Raw genomic sequence first — 19,358 nt, 5'->3', positions numbered from 1 at the left:
GTTATCCCGCCTTCATCGTGTATTGGAACCTTTCCGACGCGCCCGGCGCCTTGACCTGGCAGTCGTGCGCTTGCGAGCCGTTGGTTTCGCCCTGTACAGATGCTTTCTCTTTTGCTGAGCCGCTTTTCGGGTTCGCTTTTTTACCCCCGTTTTCCGTTTCCTGACCTTGCTGGCCGGACGCTTTTCAATCACATCAGCGGGAACAGGGTGGCCTACGGCAATCGGCGGAAGTGGAGAAAGTGGTAATGCCTGAATAACCGACAGCGGGAACAGAAGTGCTCTGACTGCCCCGGGGTCCAGAGCAAGTACGGTACGCAAACCGCCTTCTCCCCAGGTATACACCGGGCCATTCGGTGCCTGAATGTAAGGGAACCACCCAGGGTACCGCAGCAACCACTGTGTCACCATCGTATGCATGCCAGCTCTGTAGGTTTCAATTCCATACAATCGTTCCGCTTCTGCCCGGCCTCGCCATGCAATATCGGACGCCAGTTCCGTGTCATTCAGCAGTGTCGTCGCCAAGACGGCAAGTGCATTGCTGTCTCCCGGAGGAGCAAGAAATTGGCCGCTGCCGACTCCTTCCAGCAGCTCCGACAGACCGCCCTGGGCAAAAGCAATAACCGGTTTGGCAAAATAAACGCCCTCCAGCGCAGTCATGCCAAAGCCTTCCTTGACCATGCTCGGAATAACCACCATATCCATCGCTGTATAGGCAAGAGATACGTTTTCTTCAAATGTCGTAAAGGTAAACCTGCGGGCATATCCTGACTTCTTCACCCGTGCTACGCATTCGTCATAGTACTTTTTGTCTGCTGGCGCACCAATGATCCAGTACCTGGCTTTTGAGTGGGTTTCGCAGAGCTGCAGAGCCATGTCAATAAAAGGTCTAAGCCCTTTGGCATCATATATAAAAGAAGAGATATAGCCGATACAGACATGCGAGTTCCTGAAACCGAGCTCCTTGCGCTTGCGTTCACGCAAATGAAGCCAGCGGTCCGGGGCAGGCAGTGCCGGGTCCCAGGTTGGTGGAAGAACGGACAGCTTCCCGCTCAAGCCCGCATGTTTGAACGGGGCCGCAGCCGTCTCGGATATGCCGATAATCCAGTCCGAATATCGGTCTATCATCTGCACCGCTTCGTCTGTATGAGCATTGATCTGAATAATCTCCGTAATCTTCCAGATGACTGGAATCTGCAGCGATTTGGCTGCAACGGCAGGCAGCACATTCACACAGGTATTCGTCAATACCAGCGCAGGAGAAGTTTCCCTGATGAGGGAAACCACGTCCTGATAAGCTGGTGTGTAGCGAAGCTGTTCTGCATCATTTGCAATGCCCTGGTAGGGTGTGTACACACCGTGAAGCATGGGCAGCGAGCATATCTTGACCTGAATGTCGAATCTTCGCGCAAGTCCGGCGAGCTTGCCTTCCTGTGGAGCAACAAGCACGCAGTCGAAGATGGAGCCCATTTCCCTCATAAAATGGAGCAAAAGTTTCTCTGCCCCCGTAATACTCCGGGTATTGCACACATGGGAAAACAACATGAGTTTCGGTTTAGTCGCCATGGCTGCACGGACCACTGCATGCATATCGCATGCAGGTCTGTGCACACCTCCTCCCGACCGGAAATTAAGGGAATATAATGGTCAGCATTTCATTAATCCTTCTGCCATACGTGTGTTCCTTGAGCGTCCGTTCCAATCCGCGGAGTGCAATTTCACGGCGCTCTTTCTCGTGAGTAAGATAGTATTCAACCTTGTCGAGCAGCTCTTGAGGAGAAGAATAGGTTTCAATCTCCACACCTGGCTTATAGAACCGTGCCAGGTCATCACGTGCATCCGTTAACTGCAGTGTTGCGGAAGCCGAGATCTCAAATGTTCTTGGATTCGGCGAAGCTGGTGGTATTTTGAGATGGTTGTTATTAACGGAATCATCCTCGTGGGAACGGTGCAGGTTGATCACAATTTTTGTCCCGTTATATACATCATTGGTTTCCTGCGGACTCATCCAGCGTCCATGCTCAATCTTCTCGCCATAGGCTTCATAGCCAGGCAGACGGTCCCACCAGATGCCATTAAATACCGTATTGTGTGACATGATCTGTGCCATGATTGGATTGAAGAAATAAACCCGGTTCCAGTAGGCCGATCCGATAAAACTGACGTCCCGGTGCAGGGGAGATGGCGTTGTGATCGGGAAGTAATGATTGGTGAATGCCGCAAACGGCAGGTAGTGTACAGACGCACAGCCGCTCTGACGATATAGTTCTACGCAGTTTAATTCGAGTGTGAAGATATGATCGAAATGATGCACACGTTCCATCGTCATATCTGTGTAGTACGGATCATCCGTCAGCCAGATTGCTGTCTGGATGCCTGCCTGACGAATCGCATCGATATGCTCGAGCGGAATGTCCATGCCATCCAGGACAAGAACCAAATCGGGGCGATTTTGCAGCGCAATTTCAGATACCGGCTGCCGTGGATCGGTCAGCGACACCTGAGCAACCATGCCTTGCAGGGTGGCCATAATCGCCTCATCCAGCGGTGAATAGGGGAATCCTTTACCCGAAGAGACATACAGGACGTGGATCTGCCGGAAAGGCAGCGGTTCCTGTGCGCAATTGACAATATAGTTGGCACGCCCGCGCAGGTAGCCTTCTTCCTTGCCTGCATCATAACCGGCATGCTGCCCGTTTTTGCGGGCCTGATCAGCCAGGCTGAGCACTGGCGTATGAAAATTCCTCTTTTTACGGTGTTTGATAGACATACCGCCACTCCTTCTGTTTGAAATAACATTCGCTGTATTGCGGGCTCGCTGTTCTACACATGTTCCAGCAGCTGGGCGATTCGGCGGGCAAACGTATGCTGGTTCAACGTGGTCAATAGCCCCCGCCAAGCCATGGCCTGCCGTTCTTGCTCATGCTTCAGGTAATAATTGATTTTGCTCTCCAGTTCGGCTGCTGTGGTAAACGTCTCAATGTCGTAACCCGGCTGGTAAAAGCGAGGCAAGTCACCGCGTGCATCCGTAATCTGCATTGTGCCGCAGGCACTGATCTCATACGTTCTAGGATTAATGGATCGCCCTTGCAGATGATGCGTATTGCGATTGTCCTCGCCATTCTCGCAGGTCCGGTGAACATTAATGACAATCTTGGCGCCGTTGTAATAATTAACGGTTGAGCTTGGATCGATCCATCCGTCATGGATAAAAGGGCCGAGTACATCCGACCGTGTCAGCCGTTGCCACTGGCTGCCGGCAATGAATACCTTTTTGTCCGCCAGAAAAGGGGCCAGTTCATCGAACAAGGCGATCCGGTTCCAGAAGCCTGTGCCGATAAAACAAATATCGTATTGGTGCTGAGGCTCGATGCGACGAGGCTGGAACATGCCGGGATTAACTGCGAGTGGCATATAGATGACTCTCCTCGCTCCGTTCCCTCCGTAAAATGGAACCGCAGCTTCTTCATGCGTGAACACCACATCGTAATGCCTGCAGATGGTCGCCGTATCTTCGGTGAAATACGGATCATCTACAAACCATACTGCCGTCCGAATACCGAGAGCACGTATCCCGTCTACCTGTTCCAGGTGATCCGCAGGAAAAACGTGCAATCCGTTCATGACCAACACGACATCCGGCCTGTGCTGACTTGCATCCTGCAGCATGGTTGCCGGCGACCCGACAACACATTCACGCACAGACTGCTGCAGTGCTAAGATGACACCTTCATCGATGGCATCAAATCCTTGCGGAATGTACAGTACTTTCATATCCCGCATGGTCGGCTCAAACATCTGAACTCGCTCCATCATGGCCTGACAGCCGCCGAATCTGCGGCCTTCAGCATATCCGCTGCGGTAAGCTATCTTCGCTTCCGGGAGCGATCGGTGTCGTTTTTTTGCCACATCCTTCACCCTGTCTTCCTTTCAGGAGATTCCGTATCCGTCTCTCCCCGAGATTGGTCTTCCCTCTAAAGGATATGCCCCGGGGTCAGATGCATCATGGACGGGTGTCCTGCAAGGCACAAAATTGGCGTCTGCCCTCCACATTGGCCTGTACGGGCATGTCCGCTTCTGCGGCCATGCAAATCACCCGGAGGGATAAATCCCCCCCGGGTGATCATATGTGCTGGACCTGCAGCGATCCGTCTGCCGCTAATCAGGTCTATTCGGTTATTGTGCCTTGTACGCCAGCTGATGTCCGTCTTCGAAACCCTTGGCGAAACCCGCGTTGAATCCCTCGTTGTACGCCTCGTTGTAACCCTGACTGTACGCGTTGTCCGGGTTCGGATCGGTAGGGGTAGCCGGGACGACTGGTTGTACGGGCTTCGGACTCCGGTGCCGCCGTACCGAACGTTTCTTTTTTTTGAGCCACGCACTACGTCCTTTAAGCGTGCGTTTGTGCAGTACACGTTTGCCTTTGATGGCACGCAGCTTACGGACTTTGCGCAGACGGGCACCACGTGTAAGCAAAGCTCTTTTCGTTCTAAGCTTCAACTTTTTCTTTCTCAACATATCAACATTCCTCCTGTATGTCCCGAACGATACGTACCGCATATTCAGGTTCTTTGAGCCACGGCAAGCCGGGCTCCCCTTGCTGAATTCGTGCTAACCTGATCCCCGTAACCATACGGGACATTTCTTCCTGATACCTGCTCAGCAGACGAATGTTCTCGGCAAGATTGCGGGCAGATACTTCCGAATGAGCGGTTACGCTGGCTACACTGTCCAGAATGCGTGCCAGGGCCTGCTGGCTGTGTGCAATGGATTCAATGAGAGCCAGTTTAACTTCCTGCTCACGCTGCAGCAGACTCATTTTCCCATGTCTCCAAGATCCATACCGCCAAACATGCCTCCGTCCATCCCGCCTTCTTCAGCACTGTTATCGACCATGACAGCTTTCAAGTTGTTGCAGAGCCCTGTTTCCATCCGGGTTAATCCTTCCAGCATTTCAACCAGTTGATCATGCATTTTCAGCGGTTCTGCCACCTGATCACCGTGCGTTAGAAATGCTTCACCGTTCAGGTGATTCAGCGCCCAATTCCGAACTTTCTCAGCTTCAATCGCCTTGGCTTCCAAAATCAGTGCAATGTTCCATTGCATCTTGGCTGCAGCATCCAGCATCAGTATGAGACTTTGTTCTCTGCTCATGTTCTCTCACCCGCCTTCCGGGCTTATTCTTCCTCTTGACCTGCCATCTCCCGCATGACCTGGGTCAGCGTTTCGGCAACAGCTTCTTCCAGATCCGCAAGGCCCCCCAAATAGGAGATGATGCTTTTGTTGATTTGTCCAGAGCTATCCAGCAGACCCTCTACGCCATCCAGCTCCGGTTCGATATCCGGCAAATGATTAATAATTTCAGACATCCGCACAGCGACTTGACGTTTGGCATCCAATACTCGTGCAAGCTGCTGGTGTGAGTGTGCAATATGTGTGAGTATTTCATCAACTTTGCTCTGCATGGTCCTCCTCCTTACCGTCACGGCCTGCTTCACCCATAGAAAAACCCGGCCTATCAGCATTTGCCTGCTACAGCATATGCCGGGCCGGGATCGTCAGTTACTCCAGCTTGCGCCTATATCGTCAAATGACATAACTCCAATCAGAGGAGTATCGGCTCAGGAATTGGCGGGTTCGTTCCTGCTTGGGCCGTAAAAAGATTTCCTCAGGTGTTCCTTGCTCCACGACATGCCCCCCATCCATGAAGATAACCCGATTCGCCACTTCACGCGCAAAACCCATTTCATGGGTAACAACGATCATCGTGATGCCCTCCTGGGCAATCGAACGAATGACCGATAATACCTCTCCGACCAGCTCTGGATCCAGGGCAGAAGTCGGTTCATCGAACAGGATGACCTCTGGATTCAGAGCCAGTGCGCGGGCAATGCCGACCCGCTGCTGCTGTCCGCCAGACAGCATGCTTGGATACTCATTGATTTTGGCAGAAAGCCCTACTTGTTCAAGAACACGCAGGGCACGTGCACGGGCATCTGCCTTGGACATCTTCTGTGCCACAATTAGCCCTTCTGTGACGTTATCCAGCACTGTTTTGTGTTTGAACAAATTGTAATGCTGAAAAACCATGGCCGTTTTCCGTCTGATCTGCACGATATCGTGTTTGCGCGCATGTTTGCAGTCCACGCCCAATCCGCTGATCTGGACCTTCCCTTCATCTGCACGTTCCAGGAAATTCACACAGCGCAGCAATGTTGTTTTGCCCGACCCGCTGGGTCCAAGAATGGCGACCACATCCCCCTGCTCTACCGTCAGATCAATGCCTTTCAGCACTTCCTGCTTGCCAAAAGACTTGTGGATATTGCTTAGTGTAATCATGAAACCCCTCCTTTGCTATACAAGGCGACCCGGCGTTCCAGCAGAGCGGTAATCCGTTCGGCGATGATGGTCAGGCCCCAATAGATCACTGCCGCTGCAATGAAAGCCTCCAGAAATTTCAAACTGACGGATGCAACGACATCTGCCTTTCCGAGAATATCCATCTGTGAAACCGTGAAGGCCAGCGTCGATCCATGGAGAAATCCGACAAACATGCTGCATAGATTGGGCAATACAGCACCGATGGCCTGAGGGAGAATGATGCGCCGCAAGGCCTGTGAGGTACTCATGCCTACGGCATGCGCAGCCTCCATCTGTCCACGTTCCACAGCGAGAATACCCGAACGGATAATCTCGGACATATACGCTCCTGCTGTTAGCGAGAAGGCAATCAATACAAATACCAGAATAGGTATGGAAGCCGATTGAAAAGCCCATCCGTACCGTTCAGAGAGTTTATCAATAATCATCGGTATACCGTAATAGATCAGAAACAGATGCATGAGCATCGGCGTACCGCGCAGAAAGGAAACGTAGAAAGCGGCTACCCGGTGAATCCATGGCACCTGATAGATTCGAATCAGCGCAGTGGCAAGACCAATCCCGAAACCTGCTATCAGCGGCACAATCGTGATCACGAGTGTCAGTGGCAATGCCGTCAGAATTTTGAAAAAAGACGTATAAATAAACTGGAGATCAATGGACATATGCTCACCCCGCTATTCGTTTCAAGCGTTCAGCTCTGACCGCTGGCTTAGGCATCGTGCTTTTGCGTTCATGACGCTGCAGTCTGCGTTCAGCAAGAGCAAACCCTTTTTCAAGGACAATAACAATGACATAATAAACAACCGACAGGCTGATATACACCTCAAGCGCATGTGACGTTGCCGAGATCAGCGTCTGCCCTCTGCCCACCATATCCATGACACCGATGGAAAAAGCAAGGGACGTGTCCTTCAGCGAACCGATCAGCGTATTCGCCATATTGGGGAAAGCCACAATAAGCGCTTGGGGAACAACAATCCGCCGAAAGGACTGAAACGTTGTCATCCCTGCTGCATAAGCCGCTTCGGTCTGGCCCTTGTCAACACTGCGAACGGCTCCGCGGAAAATCTCCGCAAAGGATGCAGCATCGCTAAGTGCATAGGTCACGATAACAAATACCAGTGGATCGGTTCTGGAGAGGTCAATGCCAATTGGCTTAAGCAATTCGGGCAGGCCGTAATAGACCAGAAACAGCTTGATGAGAATCGGTGTGCCGCGCATGAAAGATACATACAGGGTGGCGAGCTGACTCAGTACCGGAATTCGGTAGAGTCTAGGAACTGCCAGAAGCACACCGCCTACCAGACCAAGCACTATGGACCCGCCCAGCACGATCAGAGTTATATGCAGATACCTTAACAGTTCCGGGATGAAATCCAGAACCAAGGATATATCAAATGCTTTTCCCATTACCGCTTGCACACCTTTCTCAGGCTACTCTTCAACCGTATAATCCGCACCAAGCCACTCTGTGCTCAGCTTGCCTAATGTTCCGTCTTCCTTGATTGATTTGAGAGCTTCATCCACTTTGGTTTTGAGTTCCTGCTCGTCCTTGTTGAGGATAAAATATACTTTGGAATTCGATAAAGCTTCTCCAACTGTTTTTAATTGGGCATCCACAGCCTTATTCTGATAGTCGATGGCGAACTGCGTACTAATTGTTGCATCCACCCGGCCTGATTTGATCTGGGTAATCGTGTCTTCACCGGCTCCCGAGTATACGATATCAATGCTGTTGCCATTGTCCGCATTCCACTTCTCAGCCAGAACAGCCGCATTGCTCGTTGCACCCACAATCAGTTTTTTCCCTTTCAGATCGTCAATGGAATTCACATCCTGGTTTTTCTGACTCACGACTACTTTGTTGGGGAAAATATTATAAGCTTCATCATTAAACAGGAACTTCGCCTGTCTCTCTTCATTCACTTCCATCTGATGAGCGATCAGATCAATTTTTTTCGTCTCCAGGCTGAGCAGCAGGTTTTTGAACTCCATGGTGCTGAATTCAAACTCATACTCGGGCAGCCGTTTATCAATCTCGCGAATCAATTCCACATCGTATCCAGTCAATTTGCCATTCTCATCAATGAAGCACACATTCGGAAATTGCGTACCTGTACCTACGATAATCTTCTTCACTGTATCTTGACCGGACGCTGATGTGGTCTCCGCTTCATTTGAAGCATTGCCTGTGCTGCATCCTGCCAGCACCGCGAGCATAGTTACGAACAGAAGCGCTGTCCGAAATTGATGAATCCCCCATTTTTTAGCCATTCCCGATCTCCTCCAACAGACTGTGTTACACAGCCAATATAATGTAAACTCCCATTTCTCCGATTCTTAACTAACCATTCTCACTTGTATAGTCGGAATTAGGTTGATCAAAGAATATCACCCTGGGTTATCCTGAGGCAATACGAAGCCTAATAGGACATCCTGATAATGTTATAGAACTTCTCTATTCGGACATTGCCTATGAAATTCATACACCAAAAAAAGCCCCTCCCCATCTGGTCTGGCGGAGAAAAGGCTTCCTCGATTCGTGATGTTATCTATCTGCGACTGGCCCACTTAATTTTACGTGCGACTTCCAGTCGCTGTGATTGCAGGAGGCCAATTCGTTCTTTGCATTTGTCGCGTTCATCCTGGGTGTGTGCTGCATGCAGCTGGTTGCACAGCCCCGTCAGCTTACTGTTGATATAATCCAGCCTTGTCCATAATTCCTCTTCTGGTGTCCGCTGCTGCTCCGCTGCCGGCTGAAATATCTTGAGCTGGTGGATAAGGGACTGCTGCCATTCCTGATCCTGAATTTGGATGGCAAAATGCAAAAGATCCAGATAATCGTCGATTTGCAACGATACGCCGCAATCAGGTTTAGTATTCATTGTCGTCTCTCTCCTTATTTCAGTGCTTGCTGGAATCAGTTACTTCTATTTTACAGGAAAAGGGCTGCTTTAGGCGAGGGTTGAAAGTACGAAATTTGGAAATTTTTTTGGTTTTTTTGTGCATAAAAGTTTTCAGTTATCGTATAGACCGTTTGGATTGGAGCATTCTTTTCCTAAAGTCTGATTTACGATAAAATGACTCCAAAATGAGTTGCTTCAAAGAAGGTTCACTTACACGGCAATAACCACCTATACAGCATAAAACCCGCTTCAAGGCATATTCCTTGGCGGGTCTTCGTCATTTAAAACTTCTTCATTAGCCTAGCATCTGTTCAAGCCTTCTCATGGGTAGGCTGCCTCGTTAGAAGCAACATGACAAATGAGATAATAATGATGGAACCTGTCCATGCCCATGCCATGGTCTGATTGCCCGAATCCACTGCAACGTAGATTGCGGTAGGTACGGTTTGGGTTTTGCCAGGAATATTTCCAGCGATCATCAGTGTGGCCCCGAATTCCCCCAGTGCCCGAGCAAAACCCAATATGAAGGCTGTCATAAGCGCACGTCCGGCCAGCGGCAGCGAAATGTAACGGAATACCTGCCACTCATTCGCCCCGATCGATCTGCCCGCATCCTCCAGATCCCTATCAATACCACTGAAACCGGATTTCATGGTCTGATAAACCAAGGGGAAGGCCACGACCACTGAAGCAATCACCGCAGCCCACCAGGAGAAGATGACCGGCGCCGAGAAGATGGCTTCAATCCATTGTCCGAGCAGACTTTTGCGTCCCAGCAAAACGAGTAACAGAAAGCCAACCACGGTTGGCGGGAGCACCAGCGGCAGCATAAACACGGTTTCCAGCACAATTTTGCCGCGAAAAGAGCGGCGTGACATCCACCAGGCTACAGCAATGCCGAGCACGGCTGCGATTACGCTGGACAACAGAGCAACCTGAAGTGACAGGCGAACAGGTGACCAGAATGCGGTCCAGTCGATCTCCGTACCAATCATTCGGGAACAGAGAACCCGTATTTCGCAAATACATCCAGCACTTCAGGGGTTTGCAAATACGCGTAAAATTGTTCTGCTTCTGTCCGGTGTTTCGTTCCCTCAATAATGCCTACCGGATAATTCGCCGGTGTATAACTGTTCTTGTCCACCTCAAATGCAATTTTCACCTGATCCGAGGTCAGCGCATCCGTTTTGTACACAAATCCCGCGTCTGCATTTCCAGTCTCTACATACTGCAGAACCTGTCTGACATCCTTGCCCTGCACAAGCTTGCTTTCGAGCTGATCCCACAGACTTGCATTGGTCAGTGCTTCCTTCGCATAGGTTCCTGCCGGAACACTTTCCGGAATCCCGATGGCTACGGTTTTAACAGAATCCGCTGTCAGATCCTGCTCGTTTGATACCGCATTTTCACTACCTGCTGGAATGATTGTGACAAGTGAGTTCTGCAGCAAATTCTTCTGGTCAGCAGATGCAATCAGGTTCTCGTCTACCAGAGCATTCATATTTTTCGTTGCCGCCGATACAAAAATATCAGCAGGTGCACCCTGTTCAATCTGCTGCTGCAGTGCTCCCGATGCCCCGAAGTTAAAGTTAAGTTCGATATAAGGGTGGGCAAGCTCATAATTGGTTTCGATTTCTTTCATCGCATCGGTCAGACTTGCTGCCGCGGAGATGGTTAATTCTACGGTTTCCTGCGGCTCTGTATTCGCTGCTGAATTAGCATCTCCTGATGTCGAAGGTGCCGAGGACACCGGCTCAACTGCTGTAGATGAATCCGCACTATCCGCACCAGCACCACACCCCGCCAATACAAGAGCCATCCCGAGAGACATGCTCCCCAGTATGTATCCTATTCCTTTTCTCAATTCTTCTCCCCCTGATCCTTCTACACGTTATATTTAGTTATAACTAGTTATAATTAATTATATTTCATTATACATAAGATCGGTCAAATGGGAAGGTCTAGTTTATACACTCCTGCAGTAATGGTATAGTACAAGAGACTGTATCAAACCTTTCAGCAAACTACACATGATGTTGATGAACTTGATCATATATGCTTTTGCCATCCTGAAGGAGGATCTTCACACATGACAGAGGAGCAATCCTATACGACCGAAGAAATATCCAAGCTGCTCAAAATATCCAAACTAACCGTGTATGACCTGATTAAAAAAGGAGACCTTGTCGCTTATCGCGTCGGCAAACAAATGAGGATTGATGCCACCGACCTGGAAGCATATAAGCGGCGTGCCAAGCAGCTGCAGTCCTCAGCCGGGCCGCTATCCGCTTCGAGTCAATCCTCGGCAACAGCGCCAGTAATGGATAGTGCTGATTCAAGTAAATCTTTGGCTGCACCTGTTCATGACTATTCCAATGCCCCAGTCAGACCGGTATCCGAAGCATCCCGCATAGTACGTGGGGAGTCTTCTGCCCCCCATGCAGCGCGGCATGTCGTCATTACCGGGCAGGATGTGAGCCTGGATATTCTCATGCGCCATATGGAGAAACAAACGCGGGACATTCGTCCACTGCGCTCTTTCATGGGCAGCCTGGACGGACTTATATCCATGTACCGCGGTGAGTCTGACCTGGTCAGCACGCATCTGCTCGATGGGGATACGGGCGAATATAATTTGCCCTACATCCGAAAAATTCTGATTGGCTGGTCCTATGTCGTTGTAAACCTGCTCTCAAGACCAGCAGGATTGTATGTACAGCGCGGTAACCCGCGCGGCTTACAAGGCTGGGCAGACCTGGATCAGCCAGACCTGCGACTCGCTAACCGCGAGAAAGGTTCCGGGGCGCGTGTCCTGCTTGATGAGCAGCTGCGTTTACACGGGATTCCTTCTTCCCGCCTGATTGGTTATAACCTGGAAGAAACCAGTCATATGGGTGTTGCCGCCAAAGTCAGTTCCGGTGAAGCGGATGTGGGCATTGGCATTGAAAAGGCTGCGCGCCTTGTTGGTCAGGTTGATTTCATTCCACTGACTCAGGAGCGCTATGATCTGGTTATGTTAAAGAAACCGGGCAATGAGATGTGGATTGATTCGGTCCTGCGCATTCTTCAATCTTCGGAGTTCAAACAGGAACTGCAATCCTTCGAAGGCTATGACGTTTCCCGTACAGGTGAGATTTTGTACGAAGTATAATATTGACTTCATGTACAAGTTTGCCAAAACACACACTTGTGCTCCCTACGTTAACACTGTACGGCCCGTTAGTTAAAGAAAGCAGCTGATCACATGATCAGCTGCTTTCTTAGATTTATTGAGCTATCGTTTCCCGTTAGCTTAGTCGTTAAATTTTTAATAGTGTTTATGGATGATCATATAAAGAAACACGGAGATGCCTGACATCGCTTATCGGTGGGCGTCCGAATAAACGCGAGTATTCCCGATTGAACTGAGAAGGGCTTTCGTAACCGACGCGAAAACCTGCGGTGGCAGCATCTAAGTTCTCCATGAGCAGCAGTCGCCGTGCCGTTTGCAACCGAATTATCTTCTGATACTGCAATGGACTCATTGCCGTTACTTTTTTGAAGTGTTTGTGTAAAGATGTGGAGCTCATGTTAACCTTTTTTGCTAACTCACTAATGACAAGAGGCTCGGAATAATTCCGGTTAATAAGATGGATCGCTTGGGATATGCTATGAGCATAGCTGCCGACCAGTGCGAACTGCCTGAGCAACGTCCCCTGCTCGCCTTGTAGCACCCGATAAAATATTTCGCGGACGATAAGCGGAGCAAGCATTGGGATATCCTTCGGTGTATCTAAAAGTTGGACGAGGCGAAGAATCGCATCTAGTAAGGGAGGCGTAGACCTATTCACCAAGATCCCTCGTCCAGTATCCCTGTTCCTCTGTGGGTTAGCCTTGTTGACGATATCTAGAAGAACATCTGGACTAAGCGTTAATTGTAGACTTAAGTATGGTATCTGCGGCGATGCATGAGTAATTTTACCGATAACGGGCAAATGAACGGAGGTGACCATGTAGGTAGCCGAGTCGTACCGGATATTTTCCCCGGCCAACGTGGCAATTTTAGAGCCTTGGGCGATCACATATAGAGAGGGCATGTTGACCGTATGAGTCGGCTCTGTTTCTTTCGATGCCCGCCTGAAACAAAGCTCGTTAATGGCTGAATTGTGTGTACCGTCTATCGGAGCATGGAGCTGAACCAGCCGAGCCAATTCTTGCTGATAGGTCGAAATGGTAAGCCTGGGAAAGAGTTGCTTCATAATCACCAATCCTTTTCTTCTATACCTTGAGAATATTGTATCCAGACAGACAGGATTAGGCAAAGAACGCGAAGTAATCGTCTACCGGATATTCTTCGCCCTCTTTTATACTTCAACTAGTAAGTCAACAGTACTTGCGACTACTATTGGAATGAAAGAAGGATCGGGCGATGAGCGTAGAAGAGAACATAACCATGTCAGGAATCAAAGGCAAAGTCGTTGTTATTACGGGCGCAAGCAGCGGAATTGGCGAGGCGGCCGCACTCTTGCTTGCCGAGCGTGGCGCTAAGATTGTGCTTGGAGCAAGAGGCACGGATAGACTTGAAGCACTTGCGAAGCGCATTACAGAACGGGGCAGTGAGGCCATTTATATGAGCTGTGACGTGCAACGGAGAGAAGACATGTCTAATCTTGTCTCCTTGGCATACGAACAGTATGGCAAGCTTGATGTATTCATTAACAATGCCGGTATTATGCCGATTTCACCCCTTGATGAATTGCGTGTTGAAGACTGGGAGTCAATGATTGATATCAATATGAAGGGCGTACTATACGGTATCGCCGCCGCTCTGCCTGTCTTTCGCAAGCAGGGGTTTGGTCATTTTGTCAACACCGCTTCTACAGCCGGGCATAAAACGGTACCGAATCAATCCGTCTATTCAGGCACGAAGTTCGCTGTTCGCGCGATCTCAGAGGGGATGCGCCAAGAGGCTGGTAAACAACTACGCGTAACAATCATATCGCCTGGTATCGTACAAACAAATTTTACGGAGAGCGTTACAAATAAGGAGGTTAGAAACCGTCTCGCTGCTATCCGGGACGAGTTAGCTATGCCGCCGAATGCAGTTGCTCGCGCTATAGCATTCGCAATTGAGCAACCAGACGATATTGATGTGAATGAAATTGTAATCCGTCCGACTGCACAGGTCTAAGATATGGCGAAGTTAACCAGTTTTTACTGGTTGACTTCTTTTGTTCATAGGAGGTATAGCTTGATGGGGAGCAGTTACTCATACTGGCCAATAGGGCGGTTCAAACAATATTTTAGCTTAAAACTAACCTGCCCGTTAGCTTAACGAAAAATGAAGCAGCTGCCAACCGGCAACTGCTCCTTTCTTTTTGGACTAATGTTTCCCGTCAGTTTGAAGTTAAAGTTACATTATGACGATTAAATAGAAAAGAACTGCTAATACAAAACGATATAGAGCAAACCACTCCAATCGAAGTCGCTTTATCAATTTAATAAACGTTACTACCGCAATCATAGCCACAAGGAAGGAAGTCATAAATCCAATTAACATCAGATATAAATCGTCTAAACGAAGTAAATCGATGCTATCGTATAAGTCCAACAAGGTAGCACCAAACATAACAGGTACAGAAATAATGAACGTAAAATCTGCGGCAGCTTTTTGGCTAGTACCAAGCAAAAGGCCACCTGAAATTGTCGAACCTGATCTCGAAAAACCTGGCCACAAGGCCAGACATTGGAATAAGCCAATCCCAAAAGCTTGTTTGTAACTAATCCTATCCATTGTATCAATGCTGGTAGTTCTCTTACTCCGTGATGCGATGATCATTAATAAGCCACCAGCAATTAAACCAAATAAGACAGGTGTAGGGCCGAATAATTGGCTTTTTATAGTGTCCTTTAATAGAAGATATACGATTAATGCTGGTAACATAGCCAAAATCATATGTATTACGTTTAATCCTTTACTTGTTGAAAAATCCAATTTAATTAAGTTTGACCCAATCTCCATATACCTTTTCCAATAAAGAATTAGAACTGCCATCACTGCACCCAACTGTATAACAATTTTAAAGGTGATTGCCGCGTCTCCTTCAAAGTCAAGTAAACTGCCTGCTAAAATAAGATGTCCAGTAGACGATACGGGTAAGAATTCAGTTAACCCTTCTATTATCCCAAGTATGATTGCTTTTATTGGATCAGTCATTAGAAGATGCCCCCCCCCCTTTACGAAGTAAACTCACTTAGCAAATTCAATTATAAGGGTGAATGACTATTTATTCCCATCGATTAGCATAACAATATTCATTTCAGTGTGACATTATCGTCACATCATTTAATTGATATACAGATCATATTGATGAATCTTGTTCCACTATCCTGCCAAGTCATATATCACTTTGTTCAGGCGAAACCCAAGCAAAAGACGCCGCTGGCACGGCGCCTTTTCTATTACTACATCTATAATAGAGCCTGCTTCTTCCTCATCAATCCAGAGTCACTTCGTATAACCAGAAGTATGTTGCATTAGCTCTGCATTCGATTGGACTCAGCGCCAGAATATGCCCTTCTCATCCCATTCAACTTGTTCGAGCAAATCCTCAAAGTCGGGACAAGGCTCAATAACATCTACGGCATTCCAGCTGCTAGATTCATCCTGGGCATATACCTTCCATTGTTCACCTTCCCAATGAAACCGGGCGATCGGCAGCACATCCCATTGATACCTTTCACCCGCTGGCCTTTCCTCTGTTAGAATGAGCTCGTCACCATTCATCACATAAGTCAGCTTAACCATCGTGCGGAGCGGTGCAGGCACCTTCTCGTGGATATATCCATTCATGAGCGACTGAATTCTTCGAATGGTAAATGAGTCCAGCATATCATCCACAGCCTTTCATTGCCAAAATGAATGTCCTCTGCGTTACCAGCTGGACTTGGTCACACCCGGAATCTGTCCCTGATGGGCTAGTTCGCGGAAGACAATTCGTGAAACCTTGAATTTGCGCAAATATCCTCTTGGACGTCCTGTCAGTTCGCAGCGATTTTTCAATCTCGTTGGAGAGGCGTTCCGTGGCAGCTTCTGCAGTGCTTCGTAATCTCCTTTTTCCTTCAGCTCCCGGCGCAGCTCTGCGTACTTGGCTACCGTTGCCTGACGCTGTTTTTCACGAACGACTTTTGATTTTTTGGCCATCATTTACAGCTCCTCTACGATTTTTTTGAACATGTTAAACCTTACAATTCCAATTACAGAACCTACTTCCGATCAGACAGTTTCAACAGGCCACGGCAGGGGATTCTCAAACCCTCCCCAGTCGGCTTGCATCTCCTCATCACTGAGCAGGCACTGGTCCAGCTCATCCTCAATCATGTCACGCTCCATCTCGATCCCAATCATCACCAGCTCGGTCTGACGGTCTCCCCACTGGGCGTCCCAATTTTCCAGGACATCCGGCTCGGTGCGAAAAATCAATTCCTTGTCCGCTTCCGGCAAGGCCGCGACCCAATGTCCGGCAGGTCCAAACTGAATGGAAGGCCCCGCCTGGCTCAGGCTTGCTGCTACATCTCCTGCAGCCGCCAGCCAAACCAGGCCTTTGGCACGAACAACCTCTTCCGGCCAGTAGCTCATGAACTCAGCCAGACGTGCGGGATGGAATGGCTTCCTGCGACGGTACACGAAGGAGCCAATTCCGTACTCTTCCGTCTCGGGGGTGTGTGATTCTTTTTCCAGCTCCTGAATCCATCCGGCGGACATGCTCGCTTTTTCAAAATCAAAGAGACCGGTATTCAAAATCTCAGCAGGATTCACCTGCCCCTTCACGGTCCGAATAATCTTGGCATGGGGCTGAAGTTTACGGATGATGCCTTCAAGCTTGTTCAGCTCCACTTCATCGACCAGATCACATTTGTTCAGCAGCAGGACATCACACGTCTCAATCTGGTCAATCAGCAAATCCACCACGTCACGGGTATCTTCCTCTCCTGCTGCCTGACTCCGATCCAGAAGACTCTGTCCTGAGGCAAAGTCATGCCAGAACCGGTTGGCATCCACCACCGTTACCAGACAGTCCAGCTTCGCCAGACGGGTCAGATCAATACCCGATTCTTCATCGGCGTATGTAAAGGTCTGTGCTACCGGAACAGGCTCACTGATGCCCGTGGATTCAATCAGGATATAATCGAACCGGCCTTCGTTCACCAGTTTCTCGATCTCCTGCATCAGATCATCCCGCAGCGTGCAGCAGATGCAGCCATTGGATAGCTCAACCAGCTTCTCTTCCGTTCGGGACAACGTAGCTTCTCCCTTGACCAGCGCTGCATCAATGTTCACCTCACTCATGTCATTCACAATGACGGCTACCTTAAGCCCCTGCCGATTGTGCAGTACATGATTAAGGACCGTCGTTTTACCTGAACCAAGGTAACCGCTGAGGACCGTTACCGGAACTTGCTTTTGTGTCATTTATATCTGCTCCTTATAGTGACAGCCAATCTGTTATTGGTCTTATTAGTAATTATTACGATTAACAACAATGACTATAATCCTGTTGGCTTCTCTTGTCAAATCATTTCTGTAAAAAAAAGACCTACGATCTGGTTCCGGCAGTTCACATCGCATGATGCGTCCCGAAAAATCCAGTCCGTAAGCCATTTAACTTTTGCATCCAAATAACAGCCTAAGGTCAGCCAGTACGAGTCGTGAAAACCAGCATACAACAACGCATTGCCTGTACAGAGAGCTTCCTCAGTTTGCAATAGAGAGCCTTTCTCTATTCCCTGATTCCATCCGTTTTCTAAACATGACGACCAGCATCATGGCAACCAAGGAAAGTAACGTACAGATCGTAAACATCGTGGAATAGGAGCTGTTCTGAACAATCAAACCCATGGCGAGTCCGCCCAAGGAGAAGCCCAGATCGTAGGAGGACATAAACATGCCCATCAATACATACCTGGAATCGGCAGGGAGCACGAAGGACAGGTACGTCGTTAATGTGGGATACATAAGTGCCAGGGCAAACCCACTGAACACCGCGGACAAATACACCAGAGGTCCAATGAGCTCCAGCAGCGCGAGCATCTGGGTTCCCAGAGCTGCACACAGCAGTAATCCTGCGATTAGCCAGGTATTCCAGCTGCCGTCGGAAGGTATTTTTTTGCGCAGCACAAATCGGCATAGAATAACAACCAGTCCCTGGATCGTTAAAAACACTCCGGCACTCGCAAGTCCCGTAGATACCATATACAGCGGAAGAAACGTCGCCGTTGCTCCAAATACACAGGAAGCAAACAGCATGACTACACTGCTGATCAACAGTGGTGTACTGCGCCAAATACCACGAAAGGAACGGATCATGTCCCTTAGAGTATATGACTGATTTTGCACCGTACGCCTGGGCAGATCTACACGGTATCCGATTAGCAGTGGCAGTACAGCCAAACCAATCATGAGGATCGTAAACCATATATCGCGGGCACTTTCCCAGATTTGTATCGCCAGAATCGGAACGATCAGAGAGGGAACCATCGTAAAGAGTGTATACATGGATAACCCCTGTGCGCGGTCCTTATCTTCAAGCTTTTCCACAATGCCAGCCTGCATGGTCATGGAGAAGAACGCAGTCGCCACGCCTTGCAATGCCCGCAGCCAGAGGTACGCTTCCACATCACCAATCATGAAGAGCACCAGCGTTACGGCATGCAGAAGAAGCAGCCATTGCATGACCCGGAGGGGACCATGTTTCCCCAGAAGCTGTGCAGCTAGCGGCCTTAGAAGCATACACGTGAACATGTAAGCTCCCATCATGAGGCCTATTTCGGCCTGACTCAATCCTGCTGCTTCACTTCTCAGTGGAAGAATAATCGTTAAGGCCGAATTTGCGGCAAAAAATAAAAAAGCCAGCATATAAAACCGGATAAAGGAAAAAGAGACCGGGTTTAATTTGCCATGATTGTTTGCAGAAGCATCCAAAAGTTTGTCCCCACTTTCTCACTATTGCCAGAACAGACAAGTCAAATAATCGTAATCATTATGATTAAAAGGACAATTTATCGTATACCGCTTGTCTTGTCAATGCTTGG

General features: G+C 48.9%; 23 protein-coding genes. 2 read left to right on the top strand and 21 right to left on the bottom strand.

Annotated elements, in window-relative coordinates; all coding sequences use genetic code 11:
• Positions 1-12: 12 nt before the first annotated feature.
• The 15 genes from CHH60_RS23100 to modA form a co-directional block, all read right to left on the bottom strand.
• On the bottom strand, positions 13-1,587 hold the full coding sequence (locus CHH60_RS23100) for a glycosyltransferase family 4 protein (protein WP_095361347.1): 1,575 nt from the start codon (positions 1,585-1,587) through the stop codon (positions 13-15).
• Between the two features lie 40 nt (positions 1,588-1,627).
• Positions 1,628-2,767: a CgeB family protein gene (locus CHH60_RS23095; protein ID WP_095361346.1), complete on the bottom strand. Its 1,140-nt coding sequence runs from the start codon at positions 2,765-2,767 to the stop codon at positions 1,628-1,630.
• Positions 2,768-2,820: 53 nt separating this feature from the next.
• Positions 2,821-3,915, bottom strand: coding sequence for a CgeB family protein (locus CHH60_RS23090; protein ID WP_255248057.1), 1,095 nt, complete (start codon positions 3,913-3,915; stop codon positions 2,821-2,823).
• A 56-nt stretch (positions 3,916-3,971) separates the two neighbouring features.
• The gene (locus tag CHH60_RS29950) at positions 3,972-4,124 is read right to left on the bottom strand and encodes a hypothetical protein (RefSeq protein ID WP_176476174.1); all 153 of its coding nucleotides are present in this window, start codon (positions 4,122-4,124) and stop codon (positions 3,972-3,974) included.
• A gap of 49 nt (positions 4,125-4,173) precedes the next feature.
• Positions 4,174-4,515: a hypothetical protein gene (locus CHH60_RS23085; protein WP_095361345.1), complete on the bottom strand. Its 342-nt coding sequence runs from the start codon at positions 4,513-4,515 to the stop codon at positions 4,174-4,176.
• A gap of 1 nt (position 4,516) precedes the next feature.
• On the bottom strand, positions 4,517-4,816 hold the full coding sequence (locus tag CHH60_RS23080) for a hypothetical protein (protein WP_095291950.1): 300 nt from the start codon (positions 4,814-4,816) through the stop codon (positions 4,517-4,519).
• Positions 4,813-5,151 (bottom strand): restriction endonuclease subunit S, encoded by a 339-nt coding sequence (locus CHH60_RS23075; protein ID WP_095291951.1) that lies wholly within the window; start codon positions 5,149-5,151, stop codon positions 4,813-4,815. Before CHH60_RS23075 ends, CHH60_RS23080 begins: the two co-directional genes overlap by 4 nt.
• Positions 5,152-5,174: 23 nt before the next feature.
• A complete protein-coding gene (locus tag CHH60_RS23070) occupies positions 5,175-5,462 on the bottom strand; it encodes a nucleoside-diphosphate sugar epimerase (RefSeq protein WP_095291953.1) in 288 nt (95 codons plus the stop codon).
• Positions 5,463-5,583: 121 nt separating this feature from the next.
• Positions 5,584-6,336: an amino acid ABC transporter ATP-binding protein gene (locus tag CHH60_RS23065; RefSeq protein WP_095361344.1), complete on the bottom strand. Its 753-nt coding sequence runs from the start codon at positions 6,334-6,336 to the stop codon at positions 5,584-5,586.
• The gene (locus CHH60_RS23060; protein WP_095361343.1) at positions 6,333-7,043 is read right to left on the bottom strand and encodes an amino acid ABC transporter permease; all 711 of its coding nucleotides are present in this window, start codon (positions 7,041-7,043) and stop codon (positions 6,333-6,335) included. The genes CHH60_RS23065 and CHH60_RS23060 overlap by 4 nt, the downstream gene beginning before the upstream one ends.
• Positions 7,044-7,047: 4 nt before the next feature.
• Positions 7,048-7,791, bottom strand: coding sequence for an amino acid ABC transporter permease (locus CHH60_RS23055; RefSeq protein WP_095361342.1), 744 nt, complete (start codon positions 7,789-7,791; stop codon positions 7,048-7,050).
• A 24-nt stretch (positions 7,792-7,815) separates the two neighbouring features.
• Positions 7,816-8,655: a transporter substrate-binding domain-containing protein gene (locus tag CHH60_RS23050; RefSeq protein WP_095361341.1), complete on the bottom strand. Its 840-nt coding sequence runs from the start codon at positions 8,653-8,655 to the stop codon at positions 7,816-7,818.
• A gap of 278 nt (positions 8,656-8,933) precedes the next feature.
• The gene (locus CHH60_RS23045; protein WP_095291961.1) at positions 8,934-9,266 is read right to left on the bottom strand and encodes a hypothetical protein; all 333 of its coding nucleotides are present in this window, start codon (positions 9,264-9,266) and stop codon (positions 8,934-8,936) included.
• Between the two features lie 332 nt (positions 9,267-9,598).
• Positions 9,599-10,282, bottom strand: coding sequence for a molybdate ABC transporter permease subunit (gene modB, locus CHH60_RS23040; protein ID WP_095361340.1), 684 nt, complete (start codon positions 10,280-10,282; stop codon positions 9,599-9,601).
• Complete coding sequence (gene modA / locus CHH60_RS23035) at positions 10,279-11,118, bottom strand: molybdate ABC transporter substrate-binding protein (protein ID WP_095361400.1); 840 nt, start codon at positions 11,116-11,118, stop codon at positions 10,279-10,281. The genes modB and modA overlap by 4 nt, the downstream gene beginning before the upstream one ends.
• Positions 11,119-11,376: 258 nt before the next feature.
• Between modA and CHH60_RS23030 the strand changes: the two genes are divergently transcribed.
• Positions 11,377-12,438 carry a substrate-binding domain-containing protein gene (locus tag CHH60_RS23030; protein ID WP_095361339.1) on the top strand — a complete coding sequence of 354 codons (1,062 nt, stop codon included), beginning with the start codon at positions 11,377-11,379 and terminating at the stop codon, positions 12,436-12,438.
• A gap of 166 nt (positions 12,439-12,604) precedes the next feature.
• On the opposite strand, the gene CHH60_RS23025 is transcribed toward CHH60_RS23030, so the two are convergent.
• A complete protein-coding gene (locus CHH60_RS23025) occupies positions 12,605-13,525 on the bottom strand; it encodes an AraC family transcriptional regulator (protein WP_095361338.1) in 921 nt (306 codons plus the stop codon).
• A gap of 170 nt (positions 13,526-13,695) precedes the next feature.
• On the opposite strand from CHH60_RS23025, the gene CHH60_RS23020 reads away from it, so the two are divergent.
• Positions 13,696-14,457, top strand: a complete 762-nt coding sequence (locus CHH60_RS23020) for an SDR family oxidoreductase (protein WP_095361337.1) — start codon at positions 13,696-13,698, stop codon at positions 14,455-14,457.
• Between the two features lie 222 nt (positions 14,458-14,679).
• On the opposite strand, the gene CHH60_RS23015 is transcribed toward CHH60_RS23020, so the two are convergent.
• The 5 genes from CHH60_RS23015 to cntE form a co-directional block, all read right to left on the bottom strand.
• Complete coding sequence (locus CHH60_RS23015) at positions 14,680-15,483, bottom strand: undecaprenyl-diphosphate phosphatase (RefSeq protein ID WP_095361336.1); 804 nt, start codon at positions 15,481-15,483, stop codon at positions 14,680-14,682.
• A gap of 342 nt (positions 15,484-15,825) precedes the next feature.
• Positions 15,826-16,158 carry a DUF3024 domain-containing protein gene (locus CHH60_RS23010; RefSeq protein WP_095361335.1) on the bottom strand — a complete coding sequence of 111 codons (333 nt, stop codon included), beginning with the start codon at positions 16,156-16,158 and terminating at the stop codon, positions 15,826-15,828.
• Between the two features lie 42 nt (positions 16,159-16,200).
• Entirely contained in the window at positions 16,201-16,470 is a 270-nt protein-coding gene (gene rpsN / locus CHH60_RS23005; RefSeq protein ID WP_063566651.1) for a 30S ribosomal protein S14, read from the bottom strand.
• 72 nt (positions 16,471-16,542) lie between these two features.
• A complete protein-coding gene (locus CHH60_RS23000; RefSeq protein ID WP_095361334.1) occupies positions 16,543-17,739 on the bottom strand; it encodes a GTP-binding protein in 1,197 nt (398 codons plus the stop codon).
• A 282-nt stretch (positions 17,740-18,021) separates the two neighbouring features.
• Complete coding sequence (gene cntE / locus CHH60_RS22995; RefSeq protein WP_255248056.1) at positions 18,022-19,248, bottom strand: staphylopine family metallophore export MFS transporter CntE; 1,227 nt, start codon at positions 19,246-19,248, stop codon at positions 18,022-18,024.
• Positions 19,249-19,358: the final 110 nt, after the last annotated feature.

Source organism: Paenibacillus sp. 7523-1 (genome assembly GCF_002276415.1).
GTDB classification, from domain to species: domain Bacteria; phylum Bacillota; class Bacilli; order Paenibacillales; family Paenibacillaceae; genus Paenibacillus; species Paenibacillus illinoisensis_A.
The sequence above is the reverse complement of the archived record's forward strand: the minus strand, read 5'-3'. Positions and strand labels throughout refer to the sequence as shown.

Bases quoted from the DNA above. Each gene is read 5' to 3' on its own strand.
- CHH60_RS23075 (WP_095291951.1), bottom strand. From the start codon at position 5,151: ATGAGCAGAGAACAAAGTCTCATACTGATGCTGGATGCTGCAGCCAAG.
- CHH60_RS23080 (WP_095291950.1), bottom strand. From the start codon at position 4,816: ATGAGTCTGCTGCAGCGTGAGCAGGAAGTTAAACTGGCTCTCATTGAA.
- CHH60_RS23015 (WP_095361336.1), bottom strand. From the start codon at position 15,483: ATGACTGATCCAATAAAAGCAATCATACTTGGGATAATAGAAGGGTTA.
- CHH60_RS23010 (WP_095361335.1), bottom strand. From the start codon at position 16,158: ATGCTGGACTCATTTACCATTCGAAGAATTCAGTCGCTCATGAATGGA.
- CHH60_RS23070 (WP_095291953.1), bottom strand. From the start codon at position 5,462: ATGCAGAGCAAAGTTGATGAAATACTCACACATATTGCACACTCACAC.
- CHH60_RS23030 (WP_095361339.1), top strand. From the start codon at position 11,377: ATGACAGAGGAGCAATCCTATACGACCGAAGAAATATCCAAGCTGCTC.
- CHH60_RS23085 (WP_095361345.1), bottom strand. From the start codon at position 4,515: ATGTTGAGAAAGAAAAAGTTGAAGCTTAGAACGAAAAGAGCTTTGCTT.
- CHH60_RS23095 (WP_095361346.1), bottom strand. From the start codon at position 2,767: ATGTCTATCAAACACCGTAAAAAGAGGAATTTTCATACGCCAGTGCTC.
- CHH60_RS23055 (WP_095361342.1), bottom strand. From the start codon at position 7,791: ATGGGAAAAGCATTTGATATATCCTTGGTTCTGGATTTCATCCCGGAA.
- CHH60_RS23045 (WP_095291961.1), bottom strand. From the start codon at position 9,266: ATGAATACTAAACCTGATTGCGGCGTATCGTTGCAAATCGACGATTAT.
- CHH60_RS23000 (WP_095361334.1), bottom strand. From the start codon at position 17,739: ATGACACAAAAGCAAGTTCCGGTAACGGTCCTCAGCGGTTACCTTGGT.
- modB (WP_095361340.1), bottom strand. From the start codon at position 10,282: ATGATTGGTACGGAGATCGACTGGACCGCATTCTGGTCACCTGTTCGC.
- modA (WP_095361400.1), bottom strand. From the start codon at position 11,118: ATGTCTCTCGGGATGGCTCTTGTATTGGCGGGGTGTGGTGCTGGTGCG.
- CHH60_RS23025 (WP_095361338.1), bottom strand. From the start codon at position 13,525: ATGAAGCAACTCTTTCCCAGGCTTACCATTTCGACCTATCAGCAAGAA.
- CHH60_RS23065 (WP_095361344.1), bottom strand. From the start codon at position 6,336: ATGATTACACTAAGCAATATCCACAAGTCTTTTGGCAAGCAGGAAGTG.
- rpsN (WP_063566651.1), bottom strand. From the start codon at position 16,470: ATGGCCAAAAAATCAAAAGTCGTTCGTGAAAAACAGCGTCAGGCAACG.
- CHH60_RS23020 (WP_095361337.1), top strand. From the start codon at position 13,696: ATGAGCGTAGAAGAGAACATAACCATGTCAGGAATCAAAGGCAAAGTC.
- CHH60_RS23060 (WP_095361343.1), bottom strand. From the start codon at position 7,043: ATGTCCATTGATCTCCAGTTTATTTATACGTCTTTTTTCAAAATTCTG.
- CHH60_RS23050 (WP_095361341.1), bottom strand. From the start codon at position 8,655: ATGGCTAAAAAATGGGGGATTCATCAATTTCGGACAGCGCTTCTGTTC.
- CHH60_RS23100 (WP_095361347.1), bottom strand. From the start codon at position 1,587: ATGCATGCAGTGGTCCGTGCAGCCATGGCGACTAAACCGAAACTCATG.
- CHH60_RS29950 (WP_176476174.1), bottom strand. From the start codon at position 4,124: ATGATCACCCGGGGGGGATTTATCCCTCCGGGTGATTTGCATGGCCGC.